14 protein-coding genes and 1 pseudogene are annotated in these 15,303 nt (G+C 64.8%); 10 read left to right on the top strand and 5 right to left on the bottom strand.

Going from position 1 to position 15,303, the window contains the following annotated elements; all coding sequences use genetic code 11:
• Nucleotides 1–42 precede the first annotated feature (42 nt).
• Complete coding sequence (locus LWC34_RS42920) at nucleotides 43–1,440, top strand: DUF349 domain-containing protein (protein ID WP_233731054.1); 1,398 nt, start codon at nucleotides 43–45, stop codon at nucleotides 1,438–1,440.
• A 56-nt stretch (nucleotides 1,441–1,496) separates the two neighbouring features.
• On the opposite strand, the gene LWC34_RS42915 is transcribed toward LWC34_RS42920, so the two are convergent.
• The 3 genes from LWC34_RS42915 to miaB form a co-directional block, all read right to left on the bottom strand.
• The gene (locus LWC34_RS42915) at nucleotides 1,497–3,512 is read right to left on the bottom strand and encodes a M6 family metalloprotease domain-containing protein (protein ID WP_233731053.1); all 2,016 of its coding nucleotides are present in this window, start codon (nucleotides 3,510–3,512) and stop codon (nucleotides 1,497–1,499) included.
• A 140-nt stretch (nucleotides 3,513–3,652) separates the two neighbouring features.
• Nucleotides 3,653–4,132, bottom strand: coding sequence for an Rv2732c family membrane protein (locus LWC34_RS42910; RefSeq protein WP_233731052.1), 480 nt, complete (start codon nucleotides 4,130–4,132; stop codon nucleotides 3,653–3,655).
• Nucleotides 4,129–5,613, bottom strand: a complete 1,485-nt coding sequence (gene miaB, locus LWC34_RS42905) for a tRNA (N6-isopentenyl adenosine(37)-C2)-methylthiotransferase MiaB (protein ID WP_233731051.1) — start codon at nucleotides 5,611–5,613, stop codon at nucleotides 4,129–4,131. The genes LWC34_RS42910 and miaB overlap by 4 nt, the downstream gene beginning before the upstream one ends.
• A 67-nt stretch (nucleotides 5,614–5,680) precedes the next feature.
• On the opposite strand from miaB, the gene LWC34_RS42900 reads away from it, so the two are divergent.
• The gene (locus tag LWC34_RS42900) at nucleotides 5,681–6,589 is read left to right on the top strand and encodes a TAXI family TRAP transporter solute-binding subunit (RefSeq protein WP_233731050.1); all 909 of its coding nucleotides are present in this window, start codon (nucleotides 5,681–5,683) and stop codon (nucleotides 6,587–6,589) included.
• Here the strand turns inward: LWC34_RS42900 and LWC34_RS42895 are convergent.
• Entirely contained in the window at nucleotides 6,586–7,983 is a 1,398-nt protein-coding gene (locus tag LWC34_RS42895) for a sensor histidine kinase (protein WP_233731049.1), read from the bottom strand. The genes LWC34_RS42900 and LWC34_RS42895 overlap by 4 nt on opposite strands.
• Before the next feature lie 4 nt (nucleotides 7,984–7,987).
• Nucleotides 7,988–8,656: a response regulator transcription factor gene (locus LWC34_RS42890; protein ID WP_233731048.1), complete on the bottom strand. Its 669-nt coding sequence runs from the start codon at nucleotides 8,654–8,656 to the stop codon at nucleotides 7,988–7,990.
• Nucleotides 8,657–8,817: 161 nt separating this feature from the next.
• On the opposite strand from LWC34_RS42890, the gene LWC34_RS42885 reads away from it, so the two are divergent.
• The 8 genes and pseudogenes from LWC34_RS42885 to LWC34_RS42850 all read left to right on the top strand — a co-directional run.
• Nucleotides 8,818–9,546, top strand: coding sequence for an amino acid ABC transporter ATP-binding protein (locus tag LWC34_RS42885; protein WP_233734019.1), 729 nt, complete (start codon nucleotides 8,818–8,820; stop codon nucleotides 9,544–9,546).
• Nucleotides 9,547–9,614: 68 nt separating this feature from the next.
• Nucleotides 9,615–10,508: a glutamate ABC transporter substrate-binding protein gene (locus LWC34_RS42880; RefSeq protein WP_233731047.1), complete on the top strand. Its 894-nt coding sequence runs from the start codon at nucleotides 9,615–9,617 to the stop codon at nucleotides 10,506–10,508.
• 75 nt (nucleotides 10,509–10,583) lie between these two features.
• Nucleotides 10,584–11,240 carry an amino acid ABC transporter permease gene (locus LWC34_RS42875; RefSeq protein WP_233731046.1) on the top strand — a complete coding sequence of 219 codons (657 nt, stop codon included), beginning with the start codon at nucleotides 10,584–10,586 and terminating at the stop codon, nucleotides 11,238–11,240.
• Nucleotides 11,237–12,139, top strand: coding sequence for an amino acid ABC transporter permease (locus LWC34_RS42870; protein WP_233731045.1), 903 nt, complete (start codon nucleotides 11,237–11,239; stop codon nucleotides 12,137–12,139). Before LWC34_RS42875 ends, LWC34_RS42870 begins: the two co-directional genes overlap by 4 nt.
• 45 nt (nucleotides 12,140–12,184) lie before the next feature.
• Nucleotides 12,185–12,382 carry a hypothetical protein gene (locus LWC34_RS42865; RefSeq protein ID WP_233731044.1) on the top strand — a complete coding sequence of 66 codons (198 nt, stop codon included), beginning with the start codon at nucleotides 12,185–12,187 and terminating at the stop codon, nucleotides 12,380–12,382.
• Nucleotides 12,383–12,421: 39 nt separating this feature from the next.
• Complete coding sequence (locus LWC34_RS59360; protein WP_443667761.1) at nucleotides 12,422–12,811, top strand: hypothetical protein; 390 nt, start codon at nucleotides 12,422–12,424, stop codon at nucleotides 12,809–12,811.
• Nucleotides 12,812–12,941: 130 nt separating this feature from the next.
• Complete coding sequence (locus LWC34_RS42855; protein ID WP_443667751.1) at nucleotides 12,942–14,285, top strand: IS701 family transposase; 1,344 nt, start codon at nucleotides 12,942–12,944, stop codon at nucleotides 14,283–14,285.
• A gap of 28 nt (nucleotides 14,286–14,313) precedes the next feature.
• A pseudogene (locus LWC34_RS42850) lies at nucleotides 14,314–15,050 on the top strand (IS630 family transposase); the annotation flags it as partial.
• Nucleotides 15,051–15,303: the final 253 nt, after the last annotated feature.

Here is a 15,303-nt window from a genome sequence, read left to right as displayed (position 1 = left end):
GCCCGTGGGAGGCGCGGGCACGCAGGCGAGGAGGAACCGGCGATGACGGACAGGGAAACAACCCAGAGCACGGACGTGGCTGAGGTCGAGGTTGCGGAGGTGGCTGTGGCTGAGCCGGCTGCTCCGGCCGAGACCGCTGCCGCTGATCCGGCCCCGGCTGACGCGGCCCCGGCCGAGCCGGTCGCGGCAGGCGCGCTCACAGCACCCGCGCCGGTTCCGGTCGCGTCAACCGACCCCGGCAAGTGGGGTCGTGTCGACGAGTCGGGCGAGGTCTTCGTGAAGACCGCGGACGGCGAGCGCTCGGTCGGCTCATGGCAAGCGGGCGAACCGACGGAAGGGCTCGCGCACTACGCGCGTCGGTTCGACGACATCCGTACCGAGGTTGAGCTGCTCGAAGCCCGGATCGTATCCGGGGCAGGCGACCCGAAGCAGTCGCTGACGAGCGCGAAGCACATCAAGGAAAGCCTGGTCGGCGCGGCCGTGGTCGGCGATCTGGCCGCGCTGGCTGCCCGCGTCGAGTTCGTGCTCGCGCACGCCAAGCAGGCGATCGAGGCGTCGAAGCACGCCCGCGAGGCCGCACGGGCCGCGTCGGTCGCGCGCAAGCAGGAGCTGGCCGAGGAAGCCGAGAAGATCGCGGCTGACTCGACACAGTGGAAGGTGGCCGGTGACCGGCTGCGGGCGATCCTCGACGAGTGGAAGACGATCCGCGGCGTCGACCGGAAGACCGACGAGCAGCTGTGGCGCCGGTTCTCCAAGGCCCGCGACACCTTCAACCGCAGGCGCGGCTCGCACTTCGCCGACCTCGACCGGCAGCGCTCGACGGCGAAGGCGCGCAAGCAGGAACTGGTCGAGGAGGCCGAGCAGCTGGCCGAGTCGGAGGACTGGGGCCCGACCGCTGGCCGCTACAAGGCGCTGATGACCGAGTGGAAGGCGGCCGGACGGGCGCCGAAGGACTCAGACGACGCGCTGTGGCAGCGCTTCCGTGCGGCGCAGGACAAGTTCTTCGCGCGCCGCTCGTCGGCCTTCAACGAGCGGGACGCCGAGTTCACCGAGAACGCCAAGGCCAAGGAAGAGCTGCTGGCCGAGGCCGAGAAGATCAACACGAGTGATCTCGACTCGGCCCGCTCCCACCTGCACCGCATCCAGGAGCGCTGGGAGTCGATCGGCAAGGTCCCGCGCGAGCGGGTCCGTGAGCTCGAAGGCCGCCTGCGCACCATCGAGGAGAAGGTCCGCCAGGCCGCTGACCAGCAGTGGCGGCGTACCGACCCCGAGGCGCAGGCCCGTGCGGCGCAGTTCCGCGAGCGTGTCGAGGAGTTCGAGTCCAAGGCAGCCAAGGCCCGTGCCGCTGGCGACAACCGCCGGGCCGAGCAGGCCGAGGCGCAGGCCGCGCAGTGGCGTGAGTGGCTGGCCGCGGCCGAACAGGCCGTCGCGACCCGCTGAAAAACCCTCGTGAGTGGTTATCAGGGTTAGAACCCCGATAACCACTCACGAGTCTTTTAATGGCCCGGCATGGTGTTGATCACCGAGAGCTGGCAGGTCGCCGTGCTCGTGGCGGTCGCACTGCTCTCCGACTTCGCGGTGAGCGTGACGGTCGCGTGCGGCATGCCACCGGCCGCGCGAACCGCGTTGACGGGCACGTTCACCGTGGTCCCGGCCTTGGCGGTGACGATCTCCGACGGCAGGTTCACGCTCCACCCGGTGCCGGAAACCGAAGCCGACAGCCGGTAGACGTCAGAGTCCACGTAGGCGCTGACGTTCTCCGGGTGCCCGTTGGTGAACGGCCGGACCTGGCCGGTGTTGCGCAACGGGAACTGACACGTGGCGATCTCGGCAGGCACCCGCCCGACCGGGTTACCCCGGCTGAGGGAAACTCCGCGAACGTGCGGGCCCTGGCCGTCAAGCGACCGCACGGCCAGCTTGTAGCTGAGCACGCCCTTGTCGTCCCGGTTGACGTCGATGATGTAGAAGTGCAGCCGGTTGGCCGTGTCGACGTACTCGTACTTCGAGCCCGAGCCGGTTCCCGCGTGGAACAAGGCGTCCGACAACTGCCGGTAGTCGCCGATCGTGTAGTACTGCTTCGTCCCATCGGGACGGACGAAGTCGACACTCCGGATGTCCTCCGGGTGCGAGTCGACGACCCACACGAACGGTGTCGCGTCCGCGTTCTTGGTCTTCGACAGCAGCACACCGGAGTCCGGCGTGAAGGAGTCGTAGCCGATCCGGTCGACCACCTCGACGGTGTAGTTGTTGTAGTTTCCGCCGTCGCACAAGGGATCCGTGGAGGTGTTGCACGTCGGCGACTGGTCGCGGTTCATCGTGATGTTCGCGCCAGACAAGCCTTGTCGCCCGGCAGGTCCCATCGGGACCGCGCGTGCGGTCACGTTCATCACCACAACACCCGATGTGGCAAGGGCTTCCCGCGACAGCCGCAGGAGGTTCGCCTCGTCGACGATGTTGAGCTTCATCTTGTCGCGCAACGTGTGCTGCACGCCCGCGGCGCCACCTTGCGTTGCGGGAATGTGGAACCGCGTGTGCGGACCGCCTGGCCCGTTGAAGGTTCCGCGGTCGAGCATGCTCCACGGGCCCGCGCCCGCACGGCGTTGCGGTGTGCCGTAAGGATTGTTGTAGTTGTCGCCGATACCGAAGACGTGGCTCAGCTCGTGCGAGAACGTGCCGAGGCCGGAGCTCTCGGCTTGTGTCGTGGACTTGCCGGAGGCGTTCGGCCAGTGGTTCGCCGCGGCCTGCCATGTCGTCCACGGCACGTACCTTGTCTTGGCACAGCGCGGTTTCGTGGGATCCGGACCACCGAACTCGGCGGGGATCGACTCGCAGTTGGCGAACTTCATCTCGCCGAATTCCTGCCACGTCGAGGATTCGTCGTTGCCCGCGGTCTGGTAGAAGATCACGTCATACTTGCTTTCGACGTCCGCGCCCTGCTCGGTGCGCCACGCGCCGCCGAGGTCGGTACGCAGGCTGCGGTTGCAGCGGTCACCGGTCGGGCAACTGCCCGATGCCTGATCCCATTCGTTGAAGCCGTATTCGTGCTTCTTGCCCGGCATCCGGTACACGCCGAACGCGTCGAGCGTGACGCCGATGCGCCCGTTCGACACCTCCATCCAGTACCCGTGCATGGTCAGGCGGTGGTTGATGTCCTGTGGCTTGTTCAGGAAATCGCGGTAGAAGTTCGCGACCTGCTTCGGGTCCAGCTTCAGGTCCGAGCGCGGGTTGTTGTAGATGTCGGTGTTGCGGGCCCTGGTGATGGCGAACTGCTCGTTCGGGTAGTCGCCGAGCACGAGCGCCGCCTTGATCGTGCGGACCGAACCCTTGCGGTTCGGGTCGGACCAGTCGATGTCGGGGACTCCTCGCAGGTCCTCCCACGTCATCGCGTCGGGGTTCTCCCAGTTCTGCGGGTCGACGGGGGCTAAGACCTCAGCCGCGCTCGGCCACGGTCTGCCGGGGGCGGCGTTGGACGGCGCCGTGGCCAACGCGAGACCTAACCCGGTGACGGCCATTAGCGTAAGCAAACGACGGCCAGGTGGGGACATGACATTCCTTCCGGAAGGAAGCAGGGAAAGAAAAGCCTGTCCCGCGAGCTTATGAGCGCGCTCAACGGCCGATCAATCGGCCGAAAGTCGGCCGTTTCAAGGAAAAATCAGGCGGTCGTGTCGGTGTGTGGGAGGTCGGGCCGCGACCACGCGGTGCGGAACCAGTACGTCGCGATGACGACCATGGCGATCTCGGCGATGACCAGCCCGATGCCGGGCGAGGCGTCCGGCGTCGACTGACGCGACCAGATCGCCAGCACGCCGTCGACCGAGGCGAACCAGCCACCGATCGCGCACACCCACGTCAGCGCCCACCGGCGGGTGATCAACGCGAGCATCGAGGCAAGCACGCCGAACCCGACGGAAGTCGCGGCGAACAGCCGTGGCACCACGCCCGCCTTGCCCTCGACCTGGCCAAGCAGCACCTGCCAGCCGTTCGCGCCATTGATCCACGGCAGCAGCTGGCCGATCAGCAGCACCATCACCGCGGCCGAGATCACGATCGCCCGCGCGCCGAGGTCGACCGTTCGAATCGCCTTGCGCTCCACCGCGTCGATCTCTTCGCGCAGGTGGTCGACGTCGCTCATCGGACAGCACATCCCTCTTCGGTGGTTGGCCCAGAATTCGTCGATGCGGCCGGTGGCGTGCCGAAGCCGGGCAGCCCGAGGCTGATCCCGTTGGTCTTCGGCCGCAGACCGGCTTCGGAGTTGTCACCCGCACGGGTCCGCCGGTGACTCACCAGTGGGCCGTCGGCCACGAGGTGGTGCGGCGCGCCGTAGGTCACCGTCGCCTCGACCACGTCTCCGGGCCTTATCTGGGTCTCTCCCGGCGTGAAATGCACCAGCCGACCATCTCTGGCCCGGCCGCTCATCCGGAGCGTGTCAGCGTCTTTGCGGCCCTCTCCGGCGGACACCAGGACTTCGAGGGTCTTGCCGACCAGTTCCTTGTTCAGCTCCCAGGAGATCTCCTCCTGCAGCGCGACCAGCCGGTCGTAGCGCTCCTGCACGACCTGCTTGGGCACCTGCAGGTCCATCTCGGCGGCGGGCGTGCCGGGACGCTTGGAGTACTGGAACGTGAACGCGCCCATGAACCGCGCCTGGCGGACCACGTCGAGCGTGCCCTGGAAGTCCTCCTCGGTCTCGCCGGGGAAGCCGACGATGATGTCGGTGGTCAGCGCGGCGTCCGGCATGGCGGCACGGACCTTGTCGATGATCCCGAGGTAGCGCTCGGTGCGGTAGGAGCGGCGCATCGCCTTGAGCACCCGGTCGGAGCCGGACTGCAGCGGCATGTGCAGCTGGTGGCAGACGTTCGGGGTCTCGGCCATCGCCGCGATCACGTCGTCGGTGAAGTCCTTGGGATGCGGCGAAGTGAACCGGACGCGCTCGAGCCCGTCGATCTCACCGGCCGCGCGCAGCAGCTTGCCGAACGCCAGCCGATCACCGAACTCGACGCCGTAGGAGTTGACGTTCTGCCCGAGCAGCGTCACCTCAAGCACGCCCTCGTCCACAAGAGCTTGAACCTCGGCGAGGATCTCGCCGGGACGGCGGTCCTTTTCCTTGCCACGCAACGACGGCACGATGCAGAACGTGCACGTGTTGTTGCAGCCGACCGAGATCGACACCCAGCCGGAGTAGGCCGAGTCGCGCCGCGCGGGCAGGCTCGACGGGAAGACCTCGAGCGCCTCGAGGATCTCGACCTGCGCCTCGTCGTTGTGCCGGGCACGCTCGAGCAGCGCCGGCAGCGAGCCGATGTTGTGCGTGCCGAACACCACGTCCACCCATGGCGCGCGCTTGACGATCTCGCCCTTGTCCTTCTGCGCGAGGCAGCCGCCTACCGCGATCTGCATGCCGGGGTTGGCCTTCTTGGTCGGCAGCAGGTGGCCGAGGTTGCCGTAGAGCTTGTTGTCCGCGTTCTCGCGGACCGCGCACGTGTTGAGGACCATCAGGTCAGGGGTCTCGTCACCGCCCGCGGCCGTGTACCCGGCTTCTTCGAGCATGCCGGCCAGCCGTTCGGAGTCGTGCACGTTCATTTGGCAACCGAACGTGCGAATGGCGTAACTCCGAGTCACAATTGCTCCTCAAACGATAGTGTCGCGCCCATCCAGGGTAGTTCCCGCGTCTGGCACCATCGAGACCGTGTCTCGAAAGCTCGTCACGCTGATTACCGCCCTGCTGGTTTTGGCCGGTTGTACCAGCGTGACCGAGAACCTCCGGCTGACGATCGCGACCGGGTTCCCCAGCGGCGTCTACAACAAGCTCGGCCATTCGCTGGCCAGCGAATGGAACAAGCAGACCGGCATGCCGACGCCGACTGTGCTGTCCACCCAGGGCTCGATCGACAACGTCAAACGGCTCGAATCGGGCCAGGCCGACATCGCGTTCAGCGCGGCCGACGTAGCGGTTGACCGGCGCAACGACAAGTTCAGCGCCCTGGCCCGGATCTACGACGACTATCTACACATCGTCGTACGCGCGGACTCGCCGATCCGGACCATGGCCGACCTGAACGGCAAGCGGATCGGAGTCGGCGCGCCGAACTCGGGCGTCATCAACATCGCCAACCGCGTACTGGACATCACCAAGATCGACGCGACCCGTCTGGAGTACGGCCTGCCCGAGTCCACAGCCGCGCTGCGCAGTCGTGCGATCGACGCGTTCTTCTGGTCCGGCGGCCTGCCGACCGACGAGATCGTCGCGCTGGGCAAGGACGAGGACATCCGCCTGCTCGACATGAGCGAGCAGATGAAGACGATCCGTGGCGTGTACCGGTACTACGGCGCCGCGACGATCCCGTTGTCGACCTACCGGACGAAGAACACAGTTCCGGTGACCACGTTGACCGTGCCGAACCTGTTGATGGTGACCGACCGGTTGAACGCGGACGCGGCCAAGGCACTGACTCAGGCCATTTTCGCGGCGCAGCAGGAGCTCGCGGCGGTCAGCAGGGCGGCGAACTCGATCGACATCCGGTCGGCGGTGGAAACGCAGCCGGTCCCGTTGCACCCGGGCGCCCGCGAGTTCTATCGAGACGAAAAACGTATCTAGGCCCTCGGCAGCTGGATCGTCACCCGCAGCCCGCCGTCTCCATCATCTGGAAGGTCCAGCCCGATTTCCCCGCCTGCCCGCTCGACGAGCCTGCGTGTGATCGCGAGCCCGAGACCCGACCCACCGATGTTCTGATGCGCCGGACTGCGCCAGAACCTGTCTGTCGCCCGTTCGAGTTCTTCCGGCTGCAGCCCGGGTCCATGGTCACGCACCGAGATGTACACGTTCGTGTCATCTTCGGCGATCCCGACAGTGACCGACGAACCCTCGGCGGTGAACTTCAAAGCGTTGTCCAGCAAGGCATCCAGCATTGCCTCGACACTGCGCGGCGCGGCCGTGGCGAACACCTCGTCCGCCGAAGCCGACAGCTCCAACGACACGTCACGGGAATCCGCGACCGCCTCCCAGTCGGTCATCCGCGTACTCACCGTCGCCACGACATCCACCGCAACGAGTTCCCCGCCCATCCCTTCGGCACGGGCCATCGCCAGCAAGTCGTCGACGATCTGATTCAGCCGATCGGTTTCCGCCATCGCGGCGACATGGTGCTCGGCCTCTTCCTCGTCGACATGCCCTTCCAGGTTGCTCAGCCGCAACCGCAAGGCAGTCAACGGATTCCGCAACTGATGTGACGCATCGGCGACAAAAGCCCGTTGCGCCGCAAGGGTATCGCTGACACTCGCGGCCATCTGGTCGAAGGATTTGCTGAGATGCCTGAGTTCCGCGGGACCGTGCCCGTCATCGACCGGCGGCACCGGACGACCGCTCATCACCGCGGCGACCAACGAACCCGTCGCCTGATCGAGTCTGCGCACCGGCCGCAAGGTCCAGCCGACCAACGGCAACGCGACCAACACCGCCAGACCGAGCGCCAGAATTCCACCGATAAGGATGACGGACCACCAGAAAACCACCCGTCCGCGTGCCGCGCCCGTCGGCGACCGGGTGATCACCGCGCCTTGGACTTCACCGTCCACCAGCACCGGTTCGGCGATCACCAACAGGTCGGTGTTCCAGGGCAACAACAACGACGCCGATTCGGGGTGCTTGCCGCCAAGCGCGTTGTTCAACTCCTGCGTGACCTGGTCGGCCTGGAACGGCTCCCCCTGGCCCAGCGCGTTGGAACTGGCGACAGGTTGCCGGTCCCGGTCGAACACGACGGCGTCGATGTCGAACGTGGTACGGAAACTGATCAACTCGTCCCGGAGCGCTTCGGCTTCCTGGTCGAGCAACGGCCGTTGCGCCAGCGAGGCGTATCGGCTGGTGTCGGTGAGCCGGTCGAGGAACAGGAACTGCTGCTCGCGTTGCGCGACGCTTAGCGCGAGCGGCACACCGAGGCCGACGACGAGCAAAGCGACCAGTGACAGGACGATGCCGAGCAGCCGGACGCGCATCGCATCACTCCGGTCGGCCAGCGAGCCGGTATCCCACGCCGCGCACGGTCTCGATCAGCGCGGGCCGCCCGAGTTTCGTGCGCAACGTGGCCACGTGCACGTCCAACGACCGGTTCTCCGCCGCACCGCCGCGGCCCCACACCTCCGCGAGGATCTGATCGCGCGGGCACACCGCGCCGCGTGCCGACATCACGAGTGTCAGTACTTGGAATTCTTTCCTGGACAATCCAACTGGCTTGCCCGCGACGGTGACCTCGTGCCTGCCGATGTCGACGCGGACATCCTCGAACACAATGGGTTCCGTGTTCGACTGACCACGATCCGTGCTCCTGCGCCGAACCGCGTGCACGCGGGCAACCAACTCACCGACGTCATACGGTTTCACCAAGTAGTCGTCGGCGCCTGCCTGCAAAGCCAGAATGCGGTCATCCACCTCGCCACGCGCGGAGACGACGATGATCGAGACGTCACTCACCGCCCTGATCTGACGACAAAGGGTCATCCCGTCGATATCGGGAAGGCCCAGATCCAGCAGGATCACGTCGACTTCGGCGACAAGATCCAGCACGCCACGCCCGTGGGCGAGCCGCCGAACCGCCAGGCCACGCTTGACCAGCGCCGGGACCAGCGCCTGAGCGACCCGGTCGTCGTCCTCGACAAGGAGCACTCGCACGCGTGTCCCCTCCGCAGGTGTCATGACCATGTGACAGAGTTGAGACCCTAAGTGTTGCTCAAGGTCGCTGGACTGTGTGAGCCGAGGCCCCTAGGTTTCCGCCAACGCACGCTTGTGGAGTTTTGGGAGGATCGATGACCGAAGCCGCTGCCGCGCCTCCGATGATTCGGATGGAGGCGGTGGACAAGTTCTTCGGGCCGTTGCATGTCCTCAAGGACATCAACCTCGAGATTCCCAAGGGTCAGGTCGTCGTCGTGCTCGGCCCGTCCGGGTCTGGCAAGTCGACGCTGTGCCGGGCGATCAACCGGCTGGAGCCGATCAACTCCGGCGTGATCGAGGTCGACGGCAAGCCACTGCCCGCCGAGGGCAAGGAACTGGCCAGGCTGCGTGCGGACGTGGGCATGGTGTTCCAGTCGTTCAACTTGTTCGCGCACAAGAGCATCGTCGACAACGTGACGCTCGCGCCGGTCAAGGTCCGCAAGGTCTCCAAGGACGAGGCCCGCAAGACGGGGATGGCACTGCTCGAGCGGGTCGGTATCGCCAACCAGGCGGAGAAGTACCCGGCCCAGCTCTCCGGTGGCCAGCAGCAGCGGGCGGCCATCGCGCGGGCGCTGGCGATGCGTCCGAAGGTGATGCTGTTCGACGAGCCGACCTCCGCATTGGACCCGGAAATGGTCCAGGAGGTGCTGGACGTGATGACCAGCCTCGCCAAGGAGGGGATGACCATGCTGGTCGTCACCCACGAGATGGGCTTCGCGCGCAAAGCAGCCGATCGGGTGATTTTCATGTCCGACGGCGAGGTCGTTGAGGATTCCACTCCGGACGAGTTCTTCACTGACCCGAAGTCCAACCGCGCGAAGGACTTCCTTGGCAAGATCCTGACGCATTGAGGATGGACAGGCGGCGTGTGCAGGGATATCGGCGCCGCGCGGAACAGCAGAGCAGGAGATAGAGAACGATGAGGGTTCGTACCCTGGCAGTTGGGCTGCTGGTCGGTGGTCTCGCACTGACCGCGTGCGGCAAGGAAGGCGCTCCCGGAGACTCCGGTTCCGCAGCGCCTCAGCAGTCGGCGGCCGCCGACGTGACCGTGGCAGGTTCGGCGACGTTCGACAAGATGAAGGCTCGCGGCAAGGTCGTCATCGGGGTCAAGGAAGACCAGCCTGGCCTCGGCTACAAGGACCCGACCACAGGCAAGTTCAGCGGTTTCGACATCGAGATCGGCAAGCTGGTCGCCGCGAAGCTTGGCTTCGACCCAGAGACCAAAATCGAGTACAAGGTCGTGCAGTCGGCAGGCCGTGAGGCTGCGATCGCCAATGGCGATGTCGACTACTACGTAGGCACGTACACGATCAACGCAAGGCGCAAAGAACAGATCAACTTCGCTGGCCCGTACTTCACCGCTGGCCAGGACTTGCTGGTCCGCAAGGACAACACCGACATCACTGGCCCGGAGACGTTGAAGGGCAAGAAGGTCTGCTCGATCTCGGGCTCAACGCCGATCCAGAAGGTCAAGACCGACAATCTGACCGAGCCAAACAACATAGTGGAGCTGCAGAGCTACTCGCAGTGCGTGACGCAGCTCGAGCAGAAGGCGGTCGACGCCGTCACCACCGATGACGCAATCCTCAAGGGTTACGCGGCCCGTGAGAAGGACAAGTTCAAGGTGGTCGGCAAGACCTTCTCCTCTGAACCGTACGGCATCGGCTTGCCAAAGACCGACGCGGCGCTCAAGACCAAAGTGACCGAGATCCTGCAGACAGCTCTCGACGACGGCACCTGGCAGAACATCTACAACAACACCCTGGGCCAGTCGGGTTCCCCGGCCACCAAGCCGGTGCTCGACAAGTCCTGACTCCGATGTGAACCGGCCGATGACCGCCATGGTGGTCATCGGCCGGTCTGCTAACCCGTCGTCGACGAGGATCATATGAACGTCCTGCTGAACAATCTCGACGTCTTCCTGCCCGCGTTCGGCAGGACCATTCTGTTGTTCCTGCTGGCCGCAGTCGGCTCGCTGATCCTGGGTACCTTCCTCGCGATGCTGCGAGTGAGTCCGGTGCCGATCTTCCGGGCGGCGGGGGCCGTATATGTGACCGTAGCCCGCAACACACCACTGACCTTAGTTTTCTTCTTTTTCTTCTTCGCCTTCCCGCTGCTCGACATCGTCGACCGGGAGTTGTACTCCCCCTTCGCTGTGGCCATCACAGCGCTGACGTTGTACACGGCCGCGTTCGTGTGCGAGGTAGTCCGCTCCGGTATCAACACCGTCGCAGTCGGCCAGCTCGAAGCCTCGCGAGCGCTCGGGCTCACTTTTGGACAGTCGCTGACCAACATCGTGCTGCCACAAGCTACGCGTTCCGTTGTACCGCCATTGATGAGCACGATGATCGCCTTGTTGAAGAACACCACGATCGCCGCGGGCTTCTCCGTCGTCGAGGCTGGCGCGATCCGCAACTATCTCTCCGAACGTGGCGAGGACGCGCTGATCGGCTTGCTGTGGGTGGCGTTCTTCTTCGTATTGCTAGTGGTCCCGTTGACGCTGCTGCAGCGCAGCCTCGAGAAGCGCTGGAGTGTGGCCCGATGAACTCGGCACTGTTCGACATTCCCGGGCCCAAAGCCCGCGTGCGCCACCGTTTGTACGCTGTTGCCGGCGTGCTCGTGGTCATCGGCCTTGTCGCCTTCATCGTCTACCGGTTCGCTTTCACCGGGCAGTTCGACGGTTCCAAGTGGACCTGGCTTGAGTACAAGACTGTTCAGGAGTCACTGCTGTCCGCGCTGGGCAACACGCTGAAGGCGTTTGCTCTTGCTTCGATACTGGCGCTGGCGTTCGGTGCGATCTTCGCTGCCGGCAGGCTTTCCGATCACGCCATCTTCCGCGTGCCGTCGATGGTCATTGTCGAATTCTTCCGCGCCACGCCGGCTGTGATCCTGATGTTCGTCTTCTACTACGGCATGCAGGTGGGATCACCGTTCCTGGCGGTCGTGCTTGGTTTGATGCTGTACAACGGATCCGTGCTCGCAGAGGTGTTTCGAGCGGGCATCCTCTCCTTGCCGCGCGGTCAAGCCGAGGCCGCGTACGCGGTCGGCATGCGCAAGGCGCAGGTGATGACGAATGTGCTGCTCCCCCAGGCGCTGCGGGCGATGCTGCCGACGATCATCAGCCAGCTCGTGGTCGTCTTGAAGGACACCGCACTCGGATACCTGATCACCTACGACGAGCTGCTGCGTTACGCACAGTACCTCGGTGGCATCATCGAGTTCGGCCGTCCACTCGTGCCGATCACGATCGTGGTCGCAGCCATGTACATCACAATGTGTCTTCTGCTCTCCTGGCTGGCGAACTACCTCAGCAAGCGGGAACAGCGCAGCAAGAAGCACATCGAGACCAAAGGTCCAGCCGGTCCGACAGCGATCGAGGACGGCGCCAGGGTACCTGCGAGTTTTAGCACTGAAATCACTGATTCGACGCCCACTTTCCACTAGTGTCCTGCGTCAGAAATTTCGAGTCTAGATCTATAGGCTGTTTTCATGTCGCATCGTGGTCCGCGGGCTGTGGAGATCGTCTTGTCCGATGTGGAGCGTGCTGAGTGGGGGCGCCGGGCTGCTGATGAAGCGCGGCCATCGGTGGCCGAACGGGCGCGGATCATTCTGGCGTGTGCTGATGACGCGTCGAACACGTCGGTGGCGGCCGGTGTGGGGTTGACCACGATGACGGTGGGCAAGTGACGTTCGCGTTCGCTGCTGATCGGCTGGCGGGCTTGGCCGATGCGCTCGCGGCCAGGCCAGGAGAAAGCTGAACTGGTGCTCAGCGACGAGGAGCGTGCGCAGTTGACGCGCTGGGCGAGGCGGGCCAAGACGGCGCAGTTTCTGGCGGTGCGCGCCAGGATTGTGCTGGCCTGCGCCCAGGGGGACGAACAAACAGGTTGCCGCCGAGTTGCGGGTCGCCCAGGCGACAGTGAACCGCTGGCGGGCGCGGTTCGTCCGGGACCGACTGAAAGGCCTGCTCGACGCGCCTCGCTCGGGGCGCCCGCCTCGATCCTGCCGGATCGGGTCGAGGATGTTGTGGTGGCCACGTTGGTGTCCGCGCTGGGCCATCGACACGCACTGGTCGCGCGCGTCGATGGCCTAGTACGGCAGCAGCCATTCGGGTTGTGACCTGTGGGGATGTGTAGCTGGGGCCGGTGGCGACATGGGGCAGCCGCCTGTTGATCATGTGTTTGTGAGAACTACAGGATCGCAGGCGGCTGCGGCTGCCAGGATAGGTGCTCGGTTGGCTGGGCGGAAACTGGGTGAGCTGTCCGAACGGCTGCGTTCGTGTTTTCGGCGGATCGAGCCGTTCGTGCAGGCGCGTAAGTACGTGCGGGCGGTGACAAGCGAGCTGCCGAAACGGAACGGCTGGACCATCGCTGAGTATGTCGGGGACCGGACACCGGATCGGACGCAGCGGCTGCTGAACCGGGCGGTGTGGGACGAGGCCGAGGCGATGGCGCAGATCCGGCGGTTCGCGGTGTCCGGGTTGGAGGAAGCGGCCCGCAAGGGCGGGCGCCGGCGCGGGAAGTTGGTGATCGGGGCGCTGGATGAGACGGGGCAGCAGAAGAAAGGTGAAGCCACCGCGGGTGTCAAACGGCAGCATCTGGGCTGCGCGGGTCGGGTGGAGAACGGGATCAACACGGTGCACCTGTCCTATGTGCGCGAAGGTGTCGGGCATGCGTTGATCGGGTTCCAACAGTGGATTCCCGAAGAGCACATCAGCGACCCGGTGACGTCGCTGCGCTCGGCGCTTCCCCTGGATCTGACGTTCCGCACCAAAGGACAGTTGGCCATCGACATCTGCACGACGGTGGCCGCGGACGGGTTCCGGCCTGATTTCTACTGCGGGGACGAGGTTTACGGCAGCTGCACCGAGTTGCGGGCCCACTTCGAGGCCGACAAGCAAGCCTATGTGCTGCGGGTTCAGAAGAACTTCCGGATCATCCTGTCCAGCGGCATGGAGCTGTCCTGCGACCAGGCCACGAAGACATTGCTGAAACGCGAGCGACAGTGGGAAATCCGCTCGGCCGGCAAGGGCTCCAAAGGCGACCGGTGGTATGCCTGGGCCTGGATCGCCACCAACTCGGCCCGCCACTACCTCCTCATCCGCAAACACCTGCGCACCGGCGAGTTGGCCTTCCACTACTGCTACGTGCCCGAAAGCGCACTGCTCACCAAGACCCGGCTGATCCGCGCCGCCGGGCTGCGTTGGCCTGTCGAGGAAGGATTCGAGTTCGGCAAAGACTGTTTCGGCCTGGACCAGGCTCAGGTCAGGCTCTACACCGCGATCGCCCGACACGCCGTGCTTGTATGCGCCGCTCTTGCGGTCTGCGCGGTCACCGCCGCACTGCTCCGCGACCGCACCGACAGTCAAGCCCCCGAACCCCTACACCCCGACCAGCTCCCACCCGCTGATCCCGGCCTGATCCCGCTCACCATCCCCGAAATCAAGCATCTGATCGCCGGCACCACCACACCCCGACCACCTGGACACGCAACCCACTGGGTGAACTGGCGCCGCAGGCATCAAGCACGATCACGCTGGTTCCACAAACGCGCCAGACTCGCCCGCGACATCAAGATCACCCAGGTCAGCTAACGAATGGCTGCTGCCGTACTAGCGCACCGGATTGTCCAAATCGACGATCGGGCGGATCTGGAAGAGGTTCGATCTCAAACCGCAAACCTTCTCGGCAGGACTCATTCAAGCTGTCCACCGACCCGCAGTTCGTGGGCAAGGTCGTGGATGTCGTTGGCCTGTACCACAATCCGCCGGAGAAAGGCGGTGGTGCTGTGCGTGGACGAGAAGTCCCAGATCCAGGCACTGGATCGCTCGCAACCGGTGCTGCCGGTGCTGCCGATGATGCCGGGCACGAACACACGACTATCTGCGGCACGGCATCACCAGCCTGTTCGCCGCGTTCAACATCGCCGACGGCACGGTCATCAGCGAACTGCACCGCCGTCACCGCGCGGTGGAGTTCCGCAAGTTCCTCGTCACGATCGACAAGGCCGTACCCGCAGAGCTCGACGTGCACCTGGTGTGTGACAACTACGGCACGCACAACACCTCCGATATCAAGACCTGGCTAAGTAAACACCCGCGGTTCCACGTGCATTTCACTCCGACCGGCTCGTCCTGGATGAACCAGGACGAGCGCTGGTTCGGCCTGCTGACCGACAAACTCATCCGCCGTGGCGTGCACACATCTGTGACAGCGCTCCAAAGGCCATTACGGAATGGATCGACACGTGGAACCAAGCCCCGAAACCCTTCACCTGGACCAAAACCGCCGACGAGATCCTGAACTCCCTCGCCGACCACCTCAGCAAGATCGTCCCACCAAACACCAAAACAACATAAGCACCTGAACTCGAAAATTCAGGCGCAGGACCCTTGAACGCCTTTCCAATGCAACGCCGATCAACCTATTTGTTTTGACGAGTGTCACAGAAAGGCGTCACGAATGATGCGTTCTATCTACGTGCCTACAATGAGGTAATCTCACCAAGATTCTGGTTCGTTTGTTGAGCCGCGAAGCTGCTCGGACGAGCGCTGGTCGATGTGCTGGGGAGTGGTGAGACCCGGGGAAAGATGGGCGGGGAGCCCTTGGTAG

Origin of the sequence: Kibdelosporangium philippinense (genome assembly GCF_021390435.2) — a bacterium.
GTDB lineage: Bacteria > Actinomycetota > Actinomycetes > Mycobacteriales > Pseudonocardiaceae > Kibdelosporangium > Kibdelosporangium philippinense.
Note: the sequence above shows the minus strand (reverse complement) of the source record. Positions and strands in the feature narration are given on the sequence as shown.

Excerpts from the sequence above, each read along its gene's own strand:
- LWC34_RS42875 (WP_233731046.1), top strand. The coding sequence starts at position 10,584 with ATGAACGTCCTGCTGAACAATCTCGACGTCTTCCTGCCCGCGTTCGGC.
- LWC34_RS42865 (WP_233731044.1), top strand. The coding sequence starts at position 12,185 with ATGTCGCATCGTGGTCCGCGGGCTGTGGAGATCGTCTTGTCCGATGTG.
- LWC34_RS42915 (WP_233731053.1), bottom strand. The coding sequence starts at position 3,512 with ATGGCCGTCACCGGGTTAGGTCTCGCGTTGGCCACGGCGCCGTCCAAC.
- LWC34_RS42870 (WP_233731045.1), top strand. The coding sequence starts at position 11,237 with ATGAACTCGGCACTGTTCGACATTCCCGGGCCCAAAGCCCGCGTGCGC.
- LWC34_RS42920 (WP_233731054.1), top strand. The coding sequence starts at position 43 with ATGACGGACAGGGAAACAACCCAGAGCACGGACGTGGCTGAGGTCGAG.
- LWC34_RS42885 (WP_233734019.1), top strand. The coding sequence starts at position 8,818 with ATGATTCGGATGGAGGCGGTGGACAAGTTCTTCGGGCCGTTGCATGTC.
- LWC34_RS59360 (WP_443667761.1), top strand. The coding sequence starts at position 12,422 with ATGCGCTCGCGGCCAGGCCAGGAGAAAGCTGAACTGGTGCTCAGCGAC.
- LWC34_RS42895 (WP_233731049.1), bottom strand. The coding sequence starts at position 7,983 with ATGCGCGTCCGGCTGCTCGGCATCGTCCTGTCACTGGTCGCTTTGCTC.
- LWC34_RS42880 (WP_233731047.1), top strand. The coding sequence starts at position 9,615 with ATGAGGGTTCGTACCCTGGCAGTTGGGCTGCTGGTCGGTGGTCTCGCA.
- LWC34_RS42910 (WP_233731052.1), bottom strand. The coding sequence starts at position 4,132 with ATGAGCGACGTCGACCACCTGCGCGAAGAGATCGACGCGGTGGAGCGC.